The sequence below is a fragment of the Bradyrhizobium lablabi genome (genome assembly GCF_018129385.1).
Taxonomy (GTDB): domain Bacteria; phylum Pseudomonadota; class Alphaproteobacteria; order Rhizobiales; family Xanthobacteraceae; genus Bradyrhizobium; species Bradyrhizobium lablabi_C.
The window spans coordinates 490536-510293 of record NZ_JAFCLN010000003.1; the positions used below are offsets into that span (position 1 = coordinate 490536).

Genomic DNA, 19758 nt, shown 5'->3' on the forward strand with positions numbered 1-19758 from the left:
TCACAAGACAACAAGCCGGCCGCGGAGCGATCCGCGGCCGGTTTTTCTTTCAGGCGATCGAGCCGATGAATTGCAGGACGATCTCGCGCCGGTGCGGACGCGCGCGGTGCTCGATCAGATAGACCGCCTGCCAGGTGCCGAGCGCGAGCTCGCCGCCGAGCACGGGAATCTGGAGCGAGGTTGCGGTCAGCATCGTCTTCACATGCGCCGGCATGTCGTCGGGGCCTTCGGTGTCGTGAACCCATCCGGCGTTTTCGGGCGCAAGGCGGTTCAGCACCGTGGTCAGGTCGCGCAGCACCGACGGATCGGCGTTTTCCTGAATGGTGAGGGACGCCGAGGTATGGCGGATGAACACGGTCAAGGCGCCTTCACGAGCGCCGGCTTCGCGCAAAAATTTTGCGACCTCGGTGGTGAGATCGGTGAAGCCGGCGCCTGACGTCTGCACCGTCAACCGCGAAAAGACGATGCTGGTTGCGGCGACGGTCGAAGGCTTCGATTGCGATATCGATCTGGATGAACTCACGGCAAATCTCTCCACAGGTCGTCCCGGCGAACGCCGCCCCCCCAGATTCAGTTGCTTGCGAAAGGTATCAACCACCGCCCGAAATCGAGAGGCCGCGGCGTATGGGTCCGGCGCGCCGGGACGACATGCGTCTAGATCTTTCCCGACACGTCCTTCTGCACGCGGCCCGCCATCTCGATCAGCCGCCGCCAGGCTTTTTCCAGAAAGGTCATCATGCGATCGAGGTCGCGGTCGCTCGGCAGCGGGATTTCGATCTTGCGCTCGCCCTCGGCAACCTTCGGCTCCGGCGGCTTCAGCGAGTCCGATTTCGGCAGCGCGTCCTCGACCTTGCCGGTGACCGTTCCGTCGCGCGCGGCGAGCTGCGCGCGGAGTTTTTCATTTTCAGCCTGCAACCGGCCGATTTCGGTATCGAACGCCGCGCGCTCATCGGGCACCGCATAGCAGGCCCATCCCGCGCCGGAATTGTTGCAGGTGGAGACCGCGCCCGTCCTGGTGTCGAGCCGGAGCACGCCGTCGGCGATCGGCGACAACGCGTAGCGCCCGTTTTCGGTATCCGGCTTCGATTGCGCGAGCGCGGTGCCCGCGCCGGCGAGGAAAACTGCAAACGCAACGGATGCGGACAATTTCGAAGGCGATGGCGCTCGGCTCATGGCATGCTCCGCCTCAGAGAATGAATCCTATACCCGAGAACTATAGGCGTCGCGGCCCGACTTCAACGCATCCGCCAGCAATTCGATCCGGTCCTGTCCCCAAAACACTTCACCCGACAGCACGTAGGCGGGCGAGCCGAACACGTCGGCTGCGAGCGCATCCTGCCGGTTCTGCTCATAGGTCGCGCCGATCTCGTCCGAGCCTGAACGCTCGACCAGTTTTCTGCCCGGCAGCCCCGCCTCGTCCGCTATCGTTGCGACCGTGCCGGGATCGGCGAGATTGAGCTGGTCTTCCCAGATGGCGGCGAAGGCACGGCGCAGGTAGCGATCGGGATCGAGACCCGCCTCGAGCGCGGCGATCACCACGCCGTCGGCCAGACGTGCGTTGAGCGGCCAGTGCGCCGGCTCCAGATGGAATTTCAGCCCGCGCTTGTCGCGCCAGCGCTGGAGCTCCACCATCCGGTAGCGCTGCCGCACCGGATGGCGCTTGAGCAGCGGCATTCCGCCGGTCTCCGAGAACAGGTCGACCAGCACCACGGGCTTGTGGTTTACCCTGAGATCGTAAGTACTTACGAGATCGCGAAACGGCTTGTGCCCGATATAGGCCCAGGGCGATTGCAGCGAGAAATAATAGTCGACCTGACGCGGCATGCCGGCTCCGGAACGGGGCTGTGACGAGCTCTTGGACGAGCTCTTGGCTGATCCGAGCAGAGCCGTCCGGCATGAGCAAGGCGCATCCCCCTGAGACAAGGTGTTGCAGTGCGGCGACTGCTCCACAGGCGCGGCGGCCGGATCCGAATAAAGCGAGATAAATCAATATGCTAACTGGTTGCCACGTAATCTTGACTTGATTAAACGCGGTAAGTATGGTCCGCGCGGCTTCTTGGGGGTGACGGCGTAATTTCCATCGATTGCAGCATCGTTTAGTGTCGCGGCATGGCTGAAGACACAAACAGCGGCGGAAGTGGGAATCGCGATCAATCGTCCTCCGACGAAGCTGCGCTTTCCGCAAGGCTCGGAAATCTCGATCAGCGGTTGTCCAAAATTCGGGACAGCCGAAAGGTCGGGACTGACCAGTCAGGAAACGAGCAGGACACTCAGGCCCGGGCTTCTGCCATGGCCATGGGCTTTCGCCTCTCCTCCGAACTGGTTGCGGGTGTACTTGCCGGAGCGGCTCTCGGCTGGGGTTTCGATCGCTTGCTGTCGACTTCGCCCTGGGGCCTCATCGTATTCTTGCTGCTCGGCTTCACCGCCGGCGTAATCAATGTGATGCGGGCGGCAGGTGTGATGGCAAAGCAGTCCAACAGACTCTGACGGGTGCCTCGCCAGCGCAACCGAACGACTTGATCCGCGAGCAATTCGCGAAAACGACAGACTGAGAGACGGAATGGCCGCCGATCCAATTCATCAGTTCGAGATTCACAAGCTCTTCACCATCGGCCATATTGGCGGACAGGAAATCGCGTTCACCAATTCGTCGGCCTACATGTTCGCCACGGTGGCGGTGATCTCGCTGCTGATGCTGGCGACCGGCCGCCAGCTCGTTCCGGGCCGCATGCAGTCGGTGGCCGAAATCTCCTACGAATTCGTCGCGAGCATGCTGCGAAGTAGTGCCGGCTCGGCCGGCATGAAGTTCTTCCCGCTCGTGTTTACGCTGTTCATGTTCATCTGCGTCTCGAACCTGATCGGCATCATTCCCTACACGTTCACCGTCTCGAGCCACCTGATCGTCACGGTGGCGCTGGCGCTGCTGGTTTTCTTCATCGTGCTGTTCTACGGCCTCTACAAGAACGGGCTGAAGTTCTTCAAGCTGTTCGTTCCGTCGGGCGTGCCGATCTACATCCTGCCGCTGGTGGTGTTCATCGAGGTCATCTCGTTCTTCCTGAAGCCGGTGTCGCATTCGGTGCGTCTGTTCGCCAACATGCTGGCGGGCCACATCGCGCTGAAGGTGTTCGCAAGCTTCGTCGGCATGCTGGGCGCGCTCGGCTTCGTCGGCTGGCTCGGCGCCGTGTTGCCGCTCGGCCTGACCATCGCGCTGACCGCGCTCGAACTGCTGGTCGCGTTCCTACAGGCTTACGTCTTCGCCATCCTCACCTGCATCTATCTCAACGATGCCATCCATCCTGGCCACTGACGGCCAGTATCTCTAAACCCGAGAATCTTCCAACCCAACTAAGGAGTTCGTTAAATGGATCCGATTGCCGCGAAGTACATTGGCGCTGGTATTGCCTGCATTGGCATGGGTGGCGCCGGCGCGGGCGTGGGCATCATCTTCGGCAACTATCTTGCCGCTGCGGTGCGCAACCCCTCGGCCGCTCAGGGCCAGTTCGGCAACCTGATCTTCGGCTTCGCCGTGACCGAAGCGCTCGGCATCTTCTCGCTGCTGATTGCGCTGCTGCTGCTGTTCGCTCTCTGATCCTGTCACCGGTCCGGCCGATGAGGTCCTTCGAACGGACCTCGTTCGGCCACAGAGGAGAAGCCCGTGGCTGAAAGTCATGGCAACAAGGGCGCGGCCCACACATCGGCGGGCGACGGCCACAAGGCCCCGTTCCCGCCGTTCCAGAAGGAGACCTTTGCCTCGCAACTGGTCTCCCTGGCGATCGCGTTCGTCGCGCTTTACCTGATCGTCTCGCGCATCGCCTTGCCGAAGGTCGGCAAGACGATCGACGACCGTCAGGCCAGGATCGAGGGCGACCTCGCCGAGGCGCAGAAGCTGAAGGACGAGTCCGACGCTGCGTTGAAGGCCTATGAGGCCGATCTCGCCGCAGCGCGTTCCCGCGCCCAAGCCATCGGCAACGAGACCCGCGAGAAGCTCAGCGCGGCCTCGGAAGCCGAGCGCAAGACGCTGGAAGACAAGCTCTCGGCCAAGCTGGCGGATGCGGAAAAGACCATCGCCGCCACCCGTGAAGCGGCGATGAGCAACGTGCGCGGCATCGCTTCCGACGCAGCGGCCGCGATCGTGCAGCGGCTGACCGGCGTGGCGCCCGACGCCAAGGCCGTGAATTCCGCCGTCGATGCTTCGTTGAAGGGATAACGCGATGTTCTACGAAGCCGAAACCTGGGTTGCGATAGCCTTCGTCATCCTGATGGCGGTGTTCCTCTATGTCGGCGTCCACCGCACGCTGCTGACCGCGCTCGACCACCGCGCCGAGCGCATCAAGGGCGAGCTCGACGACGCGCGGCGCCTGAAGGACGAAGCGGCCAAGGTGCTGGCGGAATACAAGGCTCGCCGCGCCGCCGCCGAGCGTGAGGCCGAGGAGATCGTCTCCTCCGCCAGGGCCGAGGCCGAGCGCATTGCGGCTGATGCCAAGACCAAGATGGAAGATTTTGTCGTCCGGCGCACCAAGACCGCCGAGAGCAAGATCGCCCTCGCCGAGGCCCAGGCTCTCGCCGACGTCCGCGCCGCGGCGGCCAACGCCGCAGTCGCCGCCGCCTCCACCATCCTCTCGCAGTCGGTCAGGGGCTCCGTCGCCGACGACCTGCTTGCCAAGGGCATCGCCGAGGTGAAGGCCAAGCTGAACTAGAGCGTGATCTTTCCGGAAAACCGGTACCCACTTTTCCGAATCATGCTCTGAGGCGGTTCACCATTTCAAATAAAGAACCGGCGCGAGACGATCGCGCCGGTTTTTTCATGTGCAATGGCTACTGCTTCTTCTTCGGCCTCGCCTTGGGCTCGGGCTTCAGCGCCTGCGGATCGAAGCCGATATAGAACACGTAACTGTCGGCGACCGTGCCCGAAGGGGCCGGATAGACCAGTTCGTCCGCCACGATGGAAAACGGCACGCTCGTATCCTCCGACATCGATACGGTGGTCGTGTAGGCCTTTGTTGCGATCACCTTCTCGCCGACTCCGGCCTGCACCACCGCGACGCGCAGCGGAACCTGCACCGAGGACGGGGCACCGGCGGGGCCGGCGATGACGCGGCCCTGAATGCCGATCCGGGCGGTGATCTGGCCGGCCTTGATGGTGCATTCGCGCGCCGTCTTGCCGATCGTCGCCTGATAGCTCAGGTCGTTGCCGGCCGCCTGCTTGCCGGGCGCTCCGACCGCAAAGGTGGAAGCGCCGGCGCGGACCGCGACCGGCGGACAGGTCAGGTCAGGATCGCCGCCCTCATCCGTTATCGACCGTTCGGCGGGCGCAGCGGGCGCGGCGGCCGGCTCTTCAGACTTGCCGCCGAACAGGCTCTTGAAGCGATCGGTGATGGATTGCGAGGCCGCCGGGGCGGCGAACAGGCTGCAACCGATTGCAATCGACAACGCGGCAGCAGCCGCGCTTCTGATCACAGGTCTGTCACCCATGGATAGTCCCTTGAATCACGTCGTATCTCCCCCGGGGCGCCTTATAACAAGGCAATGGCGGCGAGCCCAAGGCACCAAAAGTTTGAGGAGCGGGCCGAGACCCCGCCTGAAACTACCCCCGAAAATCCTCGTGCAGCAGGCCGAACAACAGATGGTCCTGCCAGACCCCGTTGATGCAGAGATAGCGCCGCGCCAGCCCCTCGCGGGAAAAGCCGCATTTCTCCAGCACCCGGATCGAGGCCGCGTTGGAGGGAATGCAGGCGGCCTCGATGCGGTGCAAATTGAGTTCGCCGAACAGCGACGGCAGCAGCACCCGCAACGCCGTCGTCATATAGCCGCGATGGGCATGCGGCTGGCCGACCCAATAGCCGATGGTGCCGGCTTGCACGATGCCGCGCCGGACATTGGCCAGCGTGACGCCGCCGATCATGACACCGTCCGCTTCGCGGAAGATGATGAAGGGATAGGAGCGGTCGGCCGCAATGTCCTCGGCATAGCGCCGCAGGCGCCGGCGGAAACCGGCACGGGTCAGATCGTCGGATGGCCAGATCGGCTCCCAAGGCGTGAGGTAGGCGCGGCTGTGCTCGCGCAACTGCGCCCATTGCGGGAAATCCGACATTTGCGGCGCGCGCAGCAACAGGCCGTGACCGCGCGGCACCAGCGCAGCGGGTCCGTTGGTTGGCAAACGAAACAGGGCCATAGCCCAAAACTCCCCTGCCTTCTCCCTCGCCCCGCTCTTGCGGGGAGAGGGTTGGGGTGAGGGGTCTCTCGACAGCGGGACTCGCGGAGAGGCCCCCTCACCCGAAGCCTTCGGCTTCGACCTCTCCCCGCATCCGCCTTCGCCCGAAGGCGGACTTCGGCGAGACGGGCGCGGGGCGAGGTGATCTGAACGCGCTCGCGCGCCGTTCAGCCTAAACCATACCGCCGCTAGTGTAACAGCGTCTTGGCCTTCGACCGCGTCAATCCTTCCGCAAAAGACACCGCCGTGTCCAGACCCCTGCCGCTGCCGAGCGCGACCACCGCCGGCCGGCTGCGCGAGAGCAGCGCCCGGGCAGCGTTGCGGGTGGTGTCCACACTCACCGCGTCGATCCGGTTGACGAGTTCCTCGACCGTCAGTGGCCGCCCGTAGGCCAGAACATGGCGCGCCAGTTGCTCGGCGCGGGAGGAGCAGCTCTCCAGCGCCATCAACAGCCCCGCCTTCATCTGCGCCTTGGCGCGCGCGATTTCGGCCTCGGTCAGGGTTTCGACCGATTCATTGATCACGTCGACGATCACTTCCATCATTTCGGGCGCGTCGGCCGGATCGGTGCCGGTGTAGAGCCCGAAAAAGCCGGTGTCGGTATAGGGCGCGTGGAACGAGTAGATCGAGTAGCACAGCCCGCGCTTTTCCCGCACCTCCTGGAACAGCCGCGACGACATCCCGCCGCCGAGGATGTTGGTGAAGACCTGTAGCGAGAACAGCGAGAGGTCGGCCTGCGGCACGCCTTCCAGCGCCAGCGTCAGATGCGCCTGCTCGAGGTCGCGGTGCACCACGCGCGAGCCACCCTTGCCGAACATCGCCGCCTGCGGCTTTGGCGCCGGCGTGCGGTCAAAGCCTGCAAATTTTTGCGCGACATCCTCGACGATCCGCTTGTGGTCGACGGCGCCTGCCGCCGCCACCACCATGTCGGGTCCGCGATAATGGGTGGCGAGATAGCCGCGCAGCATGTCGCGATCGAGCTTTTTCAGCGTCTTGGTGGTGCCCAGCAGCGAACGTCCCATCGGCTGGTCCGGATAGCAGAGCTCGTTGAGATGCTCGAATACGACATCGTCGGGCGTGTCCTGCGCCGCGCCGATCTCCTGCGCGATCACGCTTTTTTCGCGTTCGAGCTCGTCGGCCACAAACGAAGGATTCGACAGGATGTCGGAGAGCACATCGAGCGCGAGCGGCACGTCGGCCTTCATCACCCGCGCATAATAGGCCGTGGTCTCGGTGGAGGTGCCGGCATTGAGATCGCCGCCGACCGCCTCGATTTCCTCCACGATCTCGCGCGAGCTGCGCCGCGTCGTTCCCTTGAACGCCATGTGCTCCAGGAGATGCGATATGCCGTGCTCGTCCGGCTTCTCGTCGCGCCCGCCAACACCGGCCCACACGCCCAGCGCCGCCGTCTCCAGATGCGGCATGGTGTCGGTGACGACGGTAAGACCGGTCGGCAGTTTTGTAACCTCGACGCTCATCCGGCAACTCCCTGCTTGGCGGCGCGGCTGACCGACAGCACGAAGCGCTCGACTTCCGAAGAATCGTTCTTCATTACCGTGACCTGTTCGGGCTTTGTCATGAGGCCATCGAGCCAGGCCGGTAGCTGCGGCCGCACCCCGCAGGCAGCTTCCACCGCGTCGGGGAATTTTGCGGCATGCGCAGTCGACAGCACGATGTTGGGCACGCTCGAATCCGAGGTATCGCGGTCGGCGACGGCGAGCGCCACCGCGGTGTGGGGATCGACGAGATCACCCGCCTCGCGCCAGGCGGTGCGGATCGCAGCCGCGGTCTCGGTTTCATTGGCACGCCCGGCGTCGAACTCTTCGCGGATCGCCGCCAGCATCGCATCCGGCAGCACGAAACGGCCTGATTGCTTCAGCGATTCCATCAGGCGCCGCACACCGGCGGCATCGCGGCGGCTTGCCTCGAACAACAGCCGTTCGAAATTCGAGGAGATCTGAATATCCATCGAGGGCGATGTGGTGGCGTGGACGTCGCGCACCTCGTAGATGCCGGTCTTCAGCGTCCGCGGCAGGATGTCGTTGACGTTGGCGGCGATGCGCAGCCAGCGCACCGGCAGGCCCATGCGCTTGGCGGCGTAGCCTGCAAAAATGTCGCCGAAATTGCCGGTCGGCACGGTGAAATCGACGGTGCGTGCGGGTGCACCGAGCGCGACCGCCGAGGTGAAGTAGTAGACGATCTGCGCGACGATGCGGGCCCAGTTGATCGAGTTGACGCCCGACAGCGAGACCGCGTCGCGAAACCGGTGATGGTTGAACATCGCCTTCACGATCGCCTGGCAATCGTCGAAGGTGCCTTCGATCGCCAGCGCATGCACATTGGATGCACCTGATGTCGTCATCATCCGCCGCTGCACATCGGAGATGCGGCCGTTCGGGAACAACACGATCAGGTCGACATTGTCGAGGCCGGCAAAGGCATCGACGGCGGCGCCGCCGGTGTCGCCGGAGGTTGCTACCGCAATCGTGGTTCGCTGCGCGCGCCTGGCGAGCACATGATCCATCAGCCGCGAGATCAACTGCATCGCCACGTCCTTGAACGCGAGCGTCGGGCCGTGGAACAGTTCCAGCAGGAATTGATTGGGGCCGATCTGGTCCAGCGGAACCACCGCCGGGTGGCGGAAGGTGGCGTAGGCCTCATTCGCCATGCGGCCGAGGTCGGCGTCCGATATCTCGCCGCCGACAAACGGCTTCATCACGTCGACGGCGACTTCCCAATACGGTTTTCCGAAAAAGCCTGCGACGGTCTCGGGCGAAAGCGTTGGCCAGACCTCGGGCACGTAGAGGCCACCGTCGCGGGCAAGCCCGGTCAGCATCACGTCGCAAAAGCCCAGCGTGGGGGCCTCCCCCCGCGTCGAAATATACCGCGTCAAACTGACCTCCAAAGGCTTAAGACCCTGTTAAGCCTTTGATATTGATGGATTTTAGCTTTGCTACTCGATGCAAAACCGTCGGGCACCATAATGTGTTTTCGCTAGATGGGAAATGCCGGCATGACGGAAAAGATCTAGTCCGCCGACCTTGCGAACGCCTGAACCCTCCACGCAACGACATCATTCTCCGGGGATCCAGCACGCCGCGGCTTCCCGGTTCAATCAGTGTGGGCACAGGCTGCCGCGTCCACCGCGTCTCATCCCAACGCTCGATGAAGATGGCCAACGCCCCTCCCAGGCGAAGAGATGGGCCAACTGGCGCCACCGATTTGCCCGACATATTGAGCGAATATTTTGCGCGGCGATCCGGACAGCCCAGATCACATTGATCTGACTGTGGAAAATCAATTTGATACGCATCGGCTTCGGGAACAAAAATCTACCAAATCCGGTTGATATCCACGCGTCGGAAACCCGGAGGCTTCCATGAAAATTGCGAAGATCACCTTGGCGGGTGTCGCGATGCTCGCCGTCATGAGTTCGGCCGCGCTGGCCGAGCAGACGACCAACGCAACAGGCCTGATCACGAAGATCGACCGGACCACCGGCATCATCGCGATCAAGCGCATCCAGGACGGCACGGTCGGAGCAAGCACGGCCGGCGCGGAAGAGTTCAAGCTGCAAAGCGGCTCGCTCGAGGCCTGGCATGCCGGCGATCGGGTCTCGTTCACCGCCACCGAGAGTGGCGGGACCAAGACGATCACCAAGATCGAGAAGCAGTCGTCGGCCTCGAGATAACGGGCGCGGCGAGGGCGAAGGCGACAGACTGTCGGAAATGAAAAAGGCCGCGGCAAAGCCCGCGGCCTTTCCACTGGAAGGGGCCTGCTGATTTTCTGGATCTGGTTGTTGATGCCAACCTTCATGGTCTCATATCGCGTGCGGCATAGAACTCGGCAGCCACGCTCCGCGTGAGGGCCGACGCAGCAACGGGCCAGCGCGCCGACCATCCAGATTTTCTTCAACTCTTCCTCTCCGATTCGTGATGAGAAGCAATTGCGCGGAAGGAACCGAACGTTCCGGTTTTTCCCGAAATCGATCATGCACCCTAAAGTGGATATCGCCGATATATTCTATTCGCTCCATTCGTGGGCGCCGCGGGCAGATCGCCACTTTTTCCCGATCCTTGGCCGGGCGGATTCGAAATCGGCGTGGCGAGTCGAAAGATGAAGGAATCAGGAACCATTAGCATGTTGTCCCGTTTGGTCCGCTGCCTGTGGGGGCGGGCGACGAGATCGGTTTGGCCAATGCCTGTTGCGCGATATTTTCTCTACACAGGCGGCGTGCTGCTGGCGCTGCTGTTCCTGCTCGACTGGTATTTGCCGCCGCCGGCTGTGGAAGCGGCCCGCGCCGACATCGACCGTTCGACCATCCGCCTTCAATCCGCGCACAAATGGCCGAGTGCGGTGGTGTTCGATACCAATCAGCCGACCATTGTTCCGCCCGCGGCGGTGGCGGCTGTCGCCCCCGCGCCCCCGCCGCCTAAATCGCCGGCGAAGCCGCCGCTCGACGCCCTCGCGATGGCGCAACCGAAAGAACCCGCGGCCGTCCATGCCGCACCGCCGGCCGCCCGCAAACGCGTCGCGCGGCGTACGACGCGGGTTGCCCGCACACCCGCCCCTGCCGCGCCGCGCGTGGCCAGCTACGACATGTTCGGTTTCGGGACTCCGTTTCGGATGGGTTGGTGAGGCGATCGGCGGCTCAGCCGAGGCCCATCTCCACCGCGATGCGGATGAGGTCTGAATGGTTTTTCGCCCCCAGCTTCTGCTTCAGCAGCGAAGTGGTATTGGCGACCGTCTTGTAGGAAATGCCGAGCGCCTCGGCGACCTCGACGATCTTGTCGCCGCGGCCCAGCAGCCGCAGGATTTCCAGCTCACGCGCGGTCATCTGCGAGGCAGGGTTGGCCTTGATCGCCGCACCTGAAAAGGTCACGGCTTCGGCGAGATCAGGCGAAATGAAATTGTCGCCCGCCGCCACCTTGCGCACCGCCTTCACCAGGACGCGCGGATCGTCCGCCTTCGAGACGTAGCCCTGCGCGCCCATGTCGACCGCGCGCACCACGAAGGCGGGATCGTTGTTCATGCTGAACATGATGATGCGGGCATCCGGATCGTCTTTCCGGATCCGCCGCATCAGTTCGAAGCCGGAAACATCCGGGAGATTGATGTCGATAATGGTGACGTCGGGCTTCTTCTGCACGAAGGCGCGATGACCCGATTTGGCGTCATTGGCTTCCTCGATCCTGACTGAGGCATCGCCCGCAAACAGCGCCCGGCAGCCCGACAGCACCACGGGGTGGTCGTCGACAATCAGTACCTTCGTGGAAGATTTGACGGTATCCTGCATCATTCCGCTGCCTCATCAACAAGATAGGAAATCCTGGCAGCCGCCAGAAGAGAGAATTCCACGTGCAACTTAGAATCTTCCAAATGTGGAACGGCCTCTCCCTGCGAATGCGGTTGTTCCTGCCGCTGGGAATCATGTTCCTGGCGGCGCTGATCCTCGGCGGGGTTGCGCTGCAACTTTTTGCCACCGAGCAATTGGCCGATGAAACCGTGCAGGCGACAAGATCCGCCAAAGTGGTGGCCGATGCCCTGAACAGCGCGCTGGCATCGGCCGACAATCCGAAAGCGGTGCTGGACACGTTCGCGCAAGGCCTCGGTACGTCCGAGGCCATTCGCTTTCGCCCCTCCGGAACCGCCGCCGATGCCGCGCCGGTCGAGGTTCGCACGCCGCTCGGCCGCGTGCCGCAATGGTTCATTCACCTGCTCACGATTCCCGAGATCGGCGCCGCCTTTCCGATCATGCTGGACGGCAAGCACGCCGGCGATATCGTGTTCTCACCGGATCTTACGGCGGACATTTTCGAGAAATGGGTAGGCTTCCTTGCGATCGTCGGCTCCGGCCTCGTGCTGACGCTGCTGACCGGATTGATCGCCTATGTCACCGCCGGCTCGACGCTGGGTCCTTTGCAGGCCCTGAGCGCCGGCCTGACGCGGATGCGGCAGGGGCACTATCACAGCCCCATCCCGCCGTCGGGGCCGCCGGAAATCCGCAGGAGCTGCGAAGCGGCCAATGAACTTGCCAGTACGCTCGATGCGCTGAGCCGCGACAACCGCGGCCTGCTGCGCAAGATGGTGTCGCTACAGGACGACGAGCGCCGCGACCTCGCGCGCGAGCTGCATGACGAGCTCGGACCGCTGCTGTTCGGCATTCGCGCCAACAGCGTGGCGGTGCTGGAATCGATCCGGTCCGGCGATGAAAGGCTGGCAGCTTCCACGCAAGCCATACTGCAATCGGTCGAGGCGTTGCAGCAGGCCAACCGGCGCATTCTCGATCATTTGCGGCCGCTCTACATCCGGGAGCTGGGACTGGAGAAGAGCGTCCAGACGCTGATCAATAATGCCCGCTCGCAGGCGCCGGAAATCAGGCTGGAGGCGCGGATCGATCCCCGGCTAAACGATGTCGATGGCCTGCTCTCGCAAACCGTCTATCGCGTGATCCAGGAAGGCACCACCAATGCGCTGCGGCACGCCAATGCCTCATCGGTCAACGTCGAGGCGGCGATCCATGGCGATGAAGTGTCGATCGGGATTTCCGACAACGGAATAGGTTTTCCGGCCGATAGTCCTTTCGGGCGGGGCCTGACCGGCATGCACGAGCGCATCAGGGCACTGAGCGGGACTTTCGAGCTGCTGCGGGAAGGCGGCAGGACCGTCGTCCGTTGCCGTCTGCCGATCAACGACCCGTCGCTGCGCCGCGGCTGACGGACCATCGACAGAGGCGCAACGAAGGGCCGGACCGAACCTGAGAGATCCGGCACCGGCTCATCGCCACCCGCATCCCTCAATGCAGGTGAACCACCGGGCGCTGGCGCGCCCTCTCCTCCTCCATGCAGCGCGGAGACAACAGACGGCATGGCCTGCTGTTCCAGCCATCCGGGAAAAAGTTGCAATGAAGGGGATCGCCGCTAACATGGATCCGCTGGATCGCCTGGGGGACAGAGCCGGAATGCCTGAGTACCGTGCCTACGCAGTCGGCCATGATGGCCACATCTTCGATTCCGCGGCGCTGATCTGCAAGGACGACCAGGAGGCCATCGCGCAGGCAAAAGCGGCATTCGTCAATTGCACGATCGAGGTGTGGAGCGGCGCGCGCTTTGTCGTCAGGCTGGAACGCCCGGACCAGCCGAATCGTCCCCGGTGACATCGGGCGCAGGGCTGCAAACCGTCTGGCGTATCTTGCCTTCCGGAGAGAAGGCGAACGAAATCCGGACCGGTTCGCCTTCAAAGCTCAGATAGTCGAGCACGACGCCGTCGGCAGCCGGCGTGATTTCCTCGAGCCCGAAGGCGTTCGGCACGAAGGCAATGAGCCGCGGCCGCCAATAGGCTTCCAGCGCGGCGCGGCCCTGGATCAGCGTGGTGCCGCCGCAGGAGCATTCCAGGCCGGCATCGTCGGCATACAGATCGAGAAGACCTGCGAGATCGCGCCTGCGACAGGCGTCGAGCCAGTCCACGACGACAGCTACGGGATCAAAGTTTCCAGGCATGTTCGACATATCGTCCGCATGGTTGCATCTACCGGAGTTTTGGGGGAAGGCCGACGGAATATCGAAAAAATCGTGAATGGACCCTGAAGAGGCGCGTCAGAAAGGGTTCAGGGAGGAACCGTCAATTGCCATGCCCGGAGCGGACATCAGCTCCTGCGCTGGGCGCGCCACCACACGCCGAAGGCGATCACGACCGCGGCTGCCAGCGTGAACCAGGTGATGGCGTATTGCAGGTGGTCGTCTTTCAGATGCACCTTCAGCGGGCCGGGCTTTGGAATGCCGCTGTCATGGACCGGCGATTCCAGGTCGATGTAGAACGGCGCGACGGTCTTGCCGCCCTCGCCCCAACCGAGCGCGCGCGCCATGGCCAGATGATCGCGCACGAACCACAGGCGCTTTGCCGGATTTTCCGCCGGCGTCATCGTGCCGGCGCGCTCGGGAAACCGGATGTAGCCGGTCAAGGTCACCGGCTGGCCGGTGACCAGCCTGGCCACCGCACGGTCCTGCTGGGCACGATCCTGCATGGTGTTCTGGACGAAGCCGGCATTGACCGCGATGGTCTCGCCACCGGCAAGCCTTGCGGGCAGGAACGCCCAGGTGCCGGGGCCGGAGACATCCTCACGCACCGCCGAGCCGGAGCTATAGACCATCGCATCCGGCAGCCTTGCATAGGTAGCCGCGAAGGTGACGCGGCGGAATTCGTCCGTTGAGGGGGTGAGCGTGCTCCAGCTTGAGGCCGATGGCAGCGGCACCGGCGCAGCGGCGAGCCGCTCGTCGAGCGCAGCGATCAGCGCATGTTTTTCGACCCGGCGCTGCAACTGCCAGAAGCCGAGGCCGAGGAGGACCGCCAGCATCACCACCGTGAACAGCGAGAAGCCGATATGCCGTTTGCTCATTTCGGCGTGCGATCGATCAGCCGGCCCTCGGCAGCCTTGTGATGGAATTGCAGCGCGATCAGCAGCGACTTCATCGAGCGCAAAGGCAGCAGCGTGGTGGCGAGAATCAGCGGCAGCCACAGCACGGCGTGCAGCCAGAACGGCGGCTGATACTTGATCTCCACGATCAGGGCGGCACCGACCACGATGGCGCCCGCCAGCATGATGATGAAGACCGCCGGACCGTCGCCGGAATCGATGAAGGCGTAGTCGAGCCCGCAGGCTTCGCAATTCGGCCGCAGCGTCAGGAAGCCGGCATAGAGCTTTCCCTTGCCGCAGCGCGGGCAGCGGCAGGCGAGGCCGCGCAGCGCGCTTTCGGTGACGGTGGGCGGGGTCTGGTCGGACATGCGGCGGCTCCTCTTACCCTCTCCCCTTGTGGGAGAGGGTGGACACGATGCGTCAGCATCGTGGACGGGTGAGGGGTCTGTCTCCGCGGATAGAGACCCCTCATCCGTCGCGGACTGCGTCCGCGACACCTTCTCCCACAAGGGGAGAAGGAAAAGCAAAAGGGCGGCCTTTCGGCCGCCCTTTCTAACACGATGACGGCATCTAGTGCGCGGCGTGGCCGGCGACTTCCGCGCCGCGGCCCCAGACATAGATGCAGACGAACAGGAACAGCCAGACCACGTCGACGAAATGCCAGTACCAGGCGGCGAATTCGAAGCCGAGGTGTTGCTTGGGCGTGAAGTGGCCGGCATAGGCGCGGAACAGGCAAACCAGCAGGAAGATGGTGCCGACCAGCACGTGGAAGCCGTGGAAGCCGGTCGCCATGAAGAAGGTCGCGCCGTAGATGTTGCCGGAGAAGCCGAATGTGGCGTGGGCGTACTCATAGGCCTGCACGCAGGTGAAGAGGGCGCCGAGCACCACGGTGAGGATCAGGCCGTATTTCAGGCCCTGGCGGTCGTTCTCCAGCAGCGCATGGTGCGCCCAGGTGACCGTGGTGCCCGACGTGAGCAGCAGCAGCGTGTTGAGCAGCGGCAGGTGCCAGGGGTCGAAGGTCTCGATGCCCTTCGGCGGCCAGGTGCCGGGCACGGCGCAGGCGCCCGCGGCGGTGCCGGGGCCGCAGCCGAAGATGGCGTCGCGGGTGGCGTGGACGGCATCGGCCGGGAACAGCGCGGAATTGAAGAAGGCCCAGAACCAGGCGACGAAGAACATCACTTCGGAAGCGATGAACAGGATCATGCCGTAGCGGTGGCTGATCTGCACCACGCGGGTGTGGTCGCCCTTGTACTGGGCTTCCTTGATCACGTCGGCCCACCAGCTCGCCATGGTGTAGAGCACGCCCACCGCGCCGGCGCCGAAGATGATCGGAGCGGCGGCGAACATGTGGTGCATCCAGGCGATGGCGCCGACCGCCATCACGAAGGCCGAAACCGAGCCGACGACCGGCCACGGGCTCGGATCAACCAGATGGTAGTCGTGATGCTTCGCTTGCGCCGCCATTGCAGTGTCTCCGTTAGTGCCGTGCCCTCGGCACGTATGTCTCAAGAATCAAATTCCGTCTGAGCATGATCTCCGCGCAAACGCTTCGCGTTTGTCGCAGGGAAAGCCGGTACCCGTTTTTCCGGATCATGCCGTGGTTCACAAGGCACCCTTGCGCTTGTCCGTCTCGGTGGAAGCTTGCGGCTTCGGCGTCGGTTCGCGCACGGGGTAGAAGGTGTAGGATAGCGTAATGGTGTTGAGGCCGTCGTTCTCGCTATCCGCCGCAAGGGCCGGATCGACATAGAACACGACCGGCATCTCGCGCTTTTCGCCCGGGCCCAAGGTCTGGTCGGTGAAGCAGAAGCAGTTGATCTTCTGGAAGTAGGCCCCGACGGTGAGCGGCGCGACATTGTAGGCGGCCTGCCCGGTCGTCGTGCGCGCCGACTGGTTGATGACGTTGTAGAAGACGGTGACGACCTGGCCGATCGGGATCTCGATCTCGGTCTGCTCCGGCTCGAACTTCCAGGGCAGGCCCGGGCCGACATTGGCGTCGAAGCGCACCGCAATCTTGCGTGCCAGCGGGCCGCCGCTCGGTGCGGAGGTCGCGACCTGCGTGGTGCCGTTGAAACCGGTGGCGCGGCAGAACCAGTTGTAGAAGGGAACGGCGGCGTAGGACGCGCCGACCATCAGCACCACGACGAAACCGCAAATCGCCGCCACTGCCGCATCGCGGCCGAGGCGCAGCGGCTTGGAGGATTTTGGCGGGGCGGCTTTCTGGTCCATCGCGCTCACATCATACCGTCACATCGGCCGGACCAACACGGCCGGGCCCTTGACCAGAGTAACGGCGAAAAACAACAGGACGAGGACGCCAAGCGCCAGAGCGATCGCGATTGAGCGCTGGCGACGGCTTTTCTTCTGCGCCTCGGTGAGGACGATTCCTGGCTGCTTGTTGTCGTCCATGCCTGTTCCATGCGCCCCCTCTACCAGACCATAGGAGCAATGGCGCGGACGACGACCTCGAGCAGGAGGACGGCAAACAGCGCGAACAGATAAAGAATGGAGAAAGCAAACAGCCGGCGGGTGGCGCGCGAAGCCTCGATACCCTCGCGGTGGCGATAGACGTTGATCGAAAGCCACAGCATGCCGGCGCCGAGCACCAGCGAGGTGACGCCGTAGGCTGCGCCAAAATAGCCGAGCGGCCACGGCGCCAGTGCAATCGCGACCAGCACGATGGTGTAGAGCAGGATCTGCAACCGTGTCGCGTCGGGACCGGCGACGACGGGGAGCATCGGCACGCCGGCGCGGGCATAGTCGTCGCTGCGGAACAGCGCCAGCGCCCAGAAATGCGGCGGGGTCCAGAAGAAGATGATGAGGAACAGCAGCAGCGGCTCGACCGACAGCGAGCCGGTCGCCGCCGCCCAGGCCACCACCGGCGGCAGCGCGCCGGCGGCGCCGCCGATCACGATGTTCTGCGCGGTCCAGCGCTTCAGCCAGATCGTATAGACCACGGCATAGAAGAAGATGGTGAAGGCGAGCAGCGCGCCGGCGACCCAGTTCACCAAAATGCCGAGCGTCATCACCGAGAAGAAGGCGAGCGTGATGCCGAAAGCGGCCGCCTCCCCTTGCGTGATCTTGCCGCGCGGAATCGGCCGGTTGGCGGTGCGCGTCATCAGCGCGTCGATGTCGTGCTCATAGGCCATGTTCAGCGCACCGGAGGCGCCGGCGCCAACGGCGATGCAGAGGATCGACGTGAAGGCCAGCACCGGGTGCACATGCACCGGAGCGATCATCAGGCCGACCAGCGCGGTGAAGATCACGAGCGACATCACCCGCGGCTTCAACAGCGCGATGTAGTCGCCGACCTCGGCCTCGGAAATCCGGGGGCTCAGATCGATGGCGTTGTGATCGACAACCGACAAGACAGGTCTCGCTAGCTAATTACGCTTGGGAAACGAGCGAGCCGCGCTTTTGGGGCGCGGCTCGCGGATTTGATTACTGCACCCGCGGCAGCACTTCGAACTGGTGGAACGGCGGCGGCGACGTCAGCGTCCATTCCAGCGTGGTGGCGCCGGCGCCCCACGGATTGTTCGCCGCCTGCTGCTTGCGCACGAAGGCATCGATCACACCGTAGAGGAAGATCAGCACGCCGAAGCCGGAGATGTAGGAGCCGATCGAGGAGACCAGGTTCCAGCCCGCGAACGCATCGGGATAGTCGACGTAGCGGCGCGGCATGCCGGACAGCCCGAGGAAGTGCTGCGGGAAGAACACGAGATTCACGCCGATGAAGGTGAACCAGAAGTGCGCCTTGCCGATCGCTTCCGAATACATGTAGCCGCTCATCTTCGGGAACCAGTAGTACCAGCCCGCGAAGATACCGAACACCGCGCCGAGCGACAGCACGTAGTGGAAGTGCGCGACGACGTAGTAGGTATCCTGGAGCACGCGGTCGACGCCGGCATTGGCCAGCACGACGCCGGTGACGCCGCCGACGGTGAACAGGAAGATGAAGCCGATCGCCCACAGCATCGGCGTCCTGAACTCGATCGAGCCGCCCCACATGGTGGCGACCCACGAGAAGATCTTCACGCCGGTCGGCACCGCGATCACCATGGTGGCGGCGACGAAATAGGCCTGCGTCGCCGACGACATGCCGACGGTGTACATGTGGTGCGCCCACACCACGAAGCCGATACCGCCGATCGCGACCATGGCGTAGGCCATGCCGAGATAGCCGAACACCGGCTTGCGCGAGAAGGTGGAGACGATCTGGCTGATCATGCCGAACGCCGGCAGGATCAGGATGTACACTTCGGGGTGACCGAAGAACCAGAACAGGTGCTGGAACAGCACCGGATCGCCGCCGCCGTCGGCGGCGAAGAAGGTAGTACCGAAATTGCGGTCGGTAAGCAGCATGGTGATCGCACCGGCGAGAACCGGCAGCGACAGCAAGAGCAGGAACACCGTCACCAGGATCGACCACACGAACAGCGGCATCTTGTGCAGGGTCATGCCCGGCGCGCGCATGTTGAAGATCGTGGTGATGAAGTTGATGGCGCCGAGGATCGACGAGGCACCGGCAAGATGGAGCGAGAGAATCGCGAAATCGACCGCCGGTCCCGGATGGCCCGAGGTCGACAGCGGCGCGTAGATGGTCCAGCCCGCGCCGACGCCGTTGGCGCCGGGCTCACCCTCGACGAAGGTCGACATCAAGAGCAGCGCGAACGAGGCCGGCAGCAGCCAGAACGAGATGTTGTTCATGCGCGGGAACGCCATGTCGGGCGCGCCGATCATCAGCGGCACAAACCAGTTGCCGAAGCCGCCGATCATCGCCGGCATCACCATGAAGAAGATCATGATCAGGCCGTGCGAGGTCACGAACACGTTGTAGGTATGGCTCTCGTGGAAGAGCTGGACGCCGGGATACATCAGCTCGACGCGAATCGCGATCGACATCGCAGCACCGATGATGCCGGCGAAGATCGCGAACACCAGGTACATCGTGCCGATGTCCTTGTGGTTGGTCGAATAGACCCAGCGCCGCCATCCGGTCGGATGGGCATGCGCATGATCGTCATGAGCGTGGGCGTGATCGTCGTGTGTGGTTGCGCTCGTTGCCATCTCTGTAATCCTTAGCAGTCCCAGTTGGGACCCTTTCGGTCCCGTCGCCCGTTCCCTTTAGCTGCGCGAA

Annotated in this window: 25 protein-coding genes; 9 read left to right on the forward strand and 16 right to left on the reverse strand. The window is 63.7% G+C overall.

The window, feature by feature from the left end; all coding sequences use genetic code 11:
• Positions 1-49 precede the first annotated feature (49 nt).
• The 3 genes from JQ628_RS09055 to JQ628_RS09065 form a co-directional block, all read right to left on the reverse strand.
• A complete protein-coding gene (locus JQ628_RS09055; RefSeq protein WP_212222015.1) occupies positions 50-523 on the reverse strand; it encodes a secondary thiamine-phosphate synthase enzyme YjbQ in 474 nt (157 codons plus the stop codon).
• Positions 524-654: 131 nt separating this feature from the next.
• Complete coding sequence (locus tag JQ628_RS09060) at positions 655-1173, reverse strand: hypothetical protein (protein ID WP_212222017.1); 519 nt, start codon at positions 1171-1173, stop codon at positions 655-657.
• A 27-nt stretch (positions 1174-1200) separates the two neighbouring features.
• The gene (locus JQ628_RS09065) at positions 1201-1824 is read right to left on the reverse strand and encodes a 2-hydroxychromene-2-carboxylate isomerase (RefSeq protein WP_212222019.1); all 624 of its coding nucleotides are present in this window, start codon (positions 1822-1824) and stop codon (positions 1201-1203) included.
• Positions 1825-2109: 285 nt separating this feature from the next.
• On the opposite strand from JQ628_RS09065, the gene JQ628_RS09070 reads away from it, so the two are divergent.
• The 5 genes from JQ628_RS09070 to JQ628_RS09090 all read left to right on the forward strand — a co-directional run bounded on the left by JQ628_RS09070 (position 2110) and on the right by JQ628_RS09090 (position 4697).
• Positions 2110-2487 carry an AtpZ/AtpI family protein gene (locus tag JQ628_RS09070; protein ID WP_212222021.1) on the forward strand — a complete coding sequence of 126 codons (378 nt, stop codon included), beginning with the start codon at positions 2110-2112 and terminating at the stop codon, positions 2485-2487.
• Positions 2488-2560: 73 nt separating this feature from the next.
• Positions 2561-3307 carry a F0F1 ATP synthase subunit A gene (locus JQ628_RS09075; RefSeq protein ID WP_212222023.1) on the forward strand — a complete coding sequence of 249 codons (747 nt, stop codon included), beginning with the start codon at positions 2561-2563 and terminating at the stop codon, positions 3305-3307.
• 54 nt (positions 3308-3361) lie between these two features.
• Positions 3362-3589 carry a F0F1 ATP synthase subunit C gene (locus tag JQ628_RS09080; RefSeq protein WP_009796340.1) on the forward strand — a complete coding sequence of 76 codons (228 nt, stop codon included), beginning with the start codon at positions 3362-3364 and terminating at the stop codon, positions 3587-3589.
• 66 nt (positions 3590-3655) lie between these two features.
• On the forward strand, positions 3656-4207 hold the full coding sequence (locus JQ628_RS09085) for a F0F1 ATP synthase subunit B' (protein WP_212222025.1): 552 nt from the start codon (positions 3656-3658) through the stop codon (positions 4205-4207).
• A gap of 4 nt (positions 4208-4211) precedes the next feature.
• Positions 4212-4697, forward strand: coding sequence for an ATP F0F1 synthase subunit B (locus JQ628_RS09090; protein WP_212222027.1), 486 nt, complete (start codon positions 4212-4214; stop codon positions 4695-4697).
• 118 nt (positions 4698-4815) lie between these two features.
• Here the strand turns inward: JQ628_RS09090 and JQ628_RS09095 are convergent, their stop codons facing one another.
• The 4 genes from JQ628_RS09095 to thrC all read right to left on the reverse strand — a co-directional run bounded on the left by JQ628_RS09095 (position 4816) and on the right by thrC (position 9104).
• Positions 4816-5472, reverse strand: coding sequence for a hypothetical protein (locus JQ628_RS09095; protein ID WP_212222029.1), 657 nt, complete (start codon positions 5470-5472; stop codon positions 4816-4818).
• Between the two features lie 112 nt (positions 5473-5584).
• Positions 5585-6172, reverse strand: a complete 588-nt coding sequence (locus tag JQ628_RS09100; RefSeq protein ID WP_212222031.1) for a GNAT family N-acetyltransferase — start codon at positions 6170-6172, stop codon at positions 5585-5587.
• A 227-nt stretch (positions 6173-6399) separates the two neighbouring features.
• A complete protein-coding gene (locus JQ628_RS09105) occupies positions 6400-7689 on the reverse strand; it encodes a M16 family metallopeptidase (RefSeq protein WP_212222033.1) in 1290 nt (429 codons plus the stop codon).
• Positions 7686-9104 carry a threonine synthase gene (gene thrC / locus JQ628_RS09110; protein ID WP_212222035.1) on the reverse strand — a complete coding sequence of 473 codons (1419 nt, stop codon included), beginning with the start codon at positions 9102-9104 and terminating at the stop codon, positions 7686-7688. Before thrC ends, JQ628_RS09105 begins: the two co-directional genes overlap by 4 nt.
• A gap of 486 nt (positions 9105-9590) precedes the next feature.
• On the opposite strand from thrC, the gene JQ628_RS09115 reads away from it, so the two are divergent.
• Complete coding sequence (locus JQ628_RS09115; RefSeq protein ID WP_212222036.1) at positions 9591-9902, forward strand: copper-binding protein; 312 nt, start codon at positions 9591-9593, stop codon at positions 9900-9902.
• A gap of 506 nt (positions 9903-10408) precedes the next feature.
• Positions 10409-10849, forward strand: a complete 441-nt coding sequence (locus JQ628_RS09120; RefSeq protein ID WP_212222038.1) for a hypothetical protein — start codon at positions 10409-10411, stop codon at positions 10847-10849.
• Between the two features lie 13 nt (positions 10850-10862).
• Here the strand turns inward: JQ628_RS09120 and JQ628_RS09125 are convergent, their stop codons facing one another.
• A complete protein-coding gene (locus tag JQ628_RS09125; RefSeq protein ID WP_212222246.1) occupies positions 10863-11507 on the reverse strand; it encodes a response regulator transcription factor in 645 nt (214 codons plus the stop codon).
• An 83-nt stretch (positions 11508-11590) separates the two neighbouring features.
• On the opposite strand from JQ628_RS09125, the gene JQ628_RS09130 reads away from it, so the two are divergent.
• Both JQ628_RS09130 and JQ628_RS09135 read left to right on the forward strand, forming a co-directional pair.
• Positions 11591-12928 (forward strand): histidine kinase, encoded by a 1338-nt coding sequence (locus JQ628_RS09130; RefSeq protein ID WP_212222040.1) that lies wholly within the window; start codon positions 11591-11593, stop codon positions 12926-12928.
• A gap of 187 nt (positions 12929-13115) precedes the next feature.
• A complete protein-coding gene (locus tag JQ628_RS09135) occupies positions 13116-13367 on the forward strand; it encodes a hypothetical protein (protein WP_212222042.1) in 252 nt (83 codons plus the stop codon).
• Here the strand turns inward: JQ628_RS09135 and JQ628_RS09140 are convergent.
• The 8 genes from JQ628_RS09140 to ctaD all read right to left on the reverse strand — a co-directional run bounded on the left by JQ628_RS09140 (position 13327) and on the right by ctaD (position 19688).
• Entirely contained in the window at positions 13327-13710 is a 384-nt protein-coding gene (locus JQ628_RS09140; RefSeq protein WP_249127627.1) for a nuclear transport factor 2 family protein, read from the reverse strand. The genes JQ628_RS09135 and JQ628_RS09140 overlap by 41 nt on opposite strands.
• Before the next feature lie 146 nt (positions 13711-13856).
• Entirely contained in the window at positions 13857-14606 is a 750-nt protein-coding gene (locus JQ628_RS09145; RefSeq protein WP_212222046.1) for an SURF1 family protein, read from the reverse strand.
• The gene (locus JQ628_RS09150; RefSeq protein ID WP_212222048.1) at positions 14603-14992 is read right to left on the reverse strand and encodes a DUF983 domain-containing protein; all 390 of its coding nucleotides are present in this window, start codon (positions 14990-14992) and stop codon (positions 14603-14605) included. The genes JQ628_RS09145 and JQ628_RS09150 overlap by 4 nt, the downstream gene beginning before the upstream one ends.
• 202 nt (positions 14993-15194) lie before the next feature.
• Positions 15195-16088 (reverse strand): cytochrome c oxidase subunit 3, encoded by an 894-nt coding sequence (locus JQ628_RS09155; protein ID WP_212222050.1) that lies wholly within the window; start codon positions 16086-16088, stop codon positions 15195-15197.
• A gap of 138 nt (positions 16089-16226) precedes the next feature.
• On the reverse strand, positions 16227-16850 hold the full coding sequence (locus JQ628_RS09160; RefSeq protein ID WP_212222052.1) for a cytochrome c oxidase assembly protein: 624 nt from the start codon (positions 16848-16850) through the stop codon (positions 16227-16229).
• An 18-nt stretch (positions 16851-16868) separates the two neighbouring features.
• The gene (locus JQ628_RS09165) at positions 16869-17030 is read right to left on the reverse strand and encodes a CoxF protein (RefSeq protein WP_212222054.1); all 162 of its coding nucleotides are present in this window, start codon (positions 17028-17030) and stop codon (positions 16869-16871) included.
• 20 nt (positions 17031-17050) lie between these two features.
• Positions 17051-17989, reverse strand: a complete 939-nt coding sequence (locus tag JQ628_RS09170; protein ID WP_212222056.1) for a heme o synthase — start codon at positions 17987-17989, stop codon at positions 17051-17053.
• A 73-nt stretch (positions 17990-18062) separates the two neighbouring features.
• Positions 18063-19688: a cytochrome c oxidase subunit I gene (gene ctaD / locus JQ628_RS09175; RefSeq protein WP_212222058.1), complete on the reverse strand. Its 1626-nt coding sequence runs from the start codon at positions 19686-19688 to the stop codon at positions 18063-18065.
• Positions 19689-19758: the final 70 nt, after the last annotated feature.

Bases quoted from the DNA above. Each gene is read 5' to 3' on its own strand.
- JQ628_RS09060 (WP_212222017.1), bottom strand. From the start codon at position 1,173: ATGAGCCGAGCGCCATCGCCTTCGAAATTGTCCGCATCCGTTGCGTTT.
- JQ628_RS09065 (WP_212222019.1), bottom strand. From the start codon at position 1,824: ATGCCGCGTCAGGTCGACTATTATTTCTCGCTGCAATCGCCCTGGGCC.
- JQ628_RS09070 (WP_212222021.1), top strand. From the start codon at position 2,110: ATGGCTGAAGACACAAACAGCGGCGGAAGTGGGAATCGCGATCAATCG.
- JQ628_RS09075 (WP_212222023.1), top strand. From the start codon at position 2,561: ATGGCCGCCGATCCAATTCATCAGTTCGAGATTCACAAGCTCTTCACC.
- JQ628_RS09080 (WP_009796340.1), top strand. From the start codon at position 3,362: ATGGATCCGATTGCCGCGAAGTACATTGGCGCTGGTATTGCCTGCATT.
- JQ628_RS09090 (WP_212222027.1), top strand. From the start codon at position 4,212: ATGTTCTACGAAGCCGAAACCTGGGTTGCGATAGCCTTCGTCATCCTG.
- JQ628_RS09095 (WP_212222029.1), bottom strand. From the start codon at position 5,472: ATGGGTGACAGACCTGTGATCAGAAGCGCGGCTGCTGCCGCGTTGTCG.
- JQ628_RS09100 (WP_212222031.1), bottom strand. From the start codon at position 6,172: ATGGCCCTGTTTCGTTTGCCAACCAACGGACCCGCTGCGCTGGTGCCG.
- JQ628_RS09105 (WP_212222033.1), bottom strand. From the start codon at position 7,689: ATGAGCGTCGAGGTTACAAAACTGCCGACCGGTCTTACCGTCGTCACC.
- JQ628_RS09115 (WP_212222036.1), top strand. From the start codon at position 9,591: ATGAAAATTGCGAAGATCACCTTGGCGGGTGTCGCGATGCTCGCCGTC.
- JQ628_RS09120 (WP_212222038.1), top strand. From the start codon at position 10,409: ATGCCTGTTGCGCGATATTTTCTCTACACAGGCGGCGTGCTGCTGGCG.
- JQ628_RS09125 (WP_212222246.1), bottom strand. From the start codon at position 11,507: ATGCAGGATACCGTCAAATCTTCCACGAAGGTACTGATTGTCGACGAC.
- JQ628_RS09130 (WP_212222040.1), top strand. From the start codon at position 11,591: ATGTGGAACGGCCTCTCCCTGCGAATGCGGTTGTTCCTGCCGCTGGGA.
- JQ628_RS09135 (WP_212222042.1), top strand. From the start codon at position 13,116: ATGAAGGGGATCGCCGCTAACATGGATCCGCTGGATCGCCTGGGGGAC.
- JQ628_RS09140 (WP_249127627.1), bottom strand. From the start codon at position 13,710: ATGCCTGGAAACTTTGATCCCGTAGCTGTCGTCGTGGACTGGCTCGAC.
- JQ628_RS09145 (WP_212222046.1), bottom strand. From the start codon at position 14,606: ATGAGCAAACGGCATATCGGCTTCTCGCTGTTCACGGTGGTGATGCTG.
- JQ628_RS09150 (WP_212222048.1), bottom strand. From the start codon at position 14,992: ATGTCCGACCAGACCCCGCCCACCGTCACCGAAAGCGCGCTGCGCGGC.
- JQ628_RS09155 (WP_212222050.1), bottom strand. From the start codon at position 16,088: ATGGCGGCGCAAGCGAAGCATCACGACTACCATCTGGTTGATCCGAGC.
- JQ628_RS09160 (WP_212222052.1), bottom strand. From the start codon at position 16,850: ATGGACCAGAAAGCCGCCCCGCCAAAATCCTCCAAGCCGCTGCGCCTC.
- JQ628_RS09165 (WP_212222054.1), bottom strand. From the start codon at position 17,030: ATGGACGACAACAAGCAGCCAGGAATCGTCCTCACCGAGGCGCAGAAG.
- ctaD (WP_212222058.1), bottom strand. From the start codon at position 19,688: ATGGCAACGAGCGCAACCACACACGACGATCACGCCCACGCTCATGAC.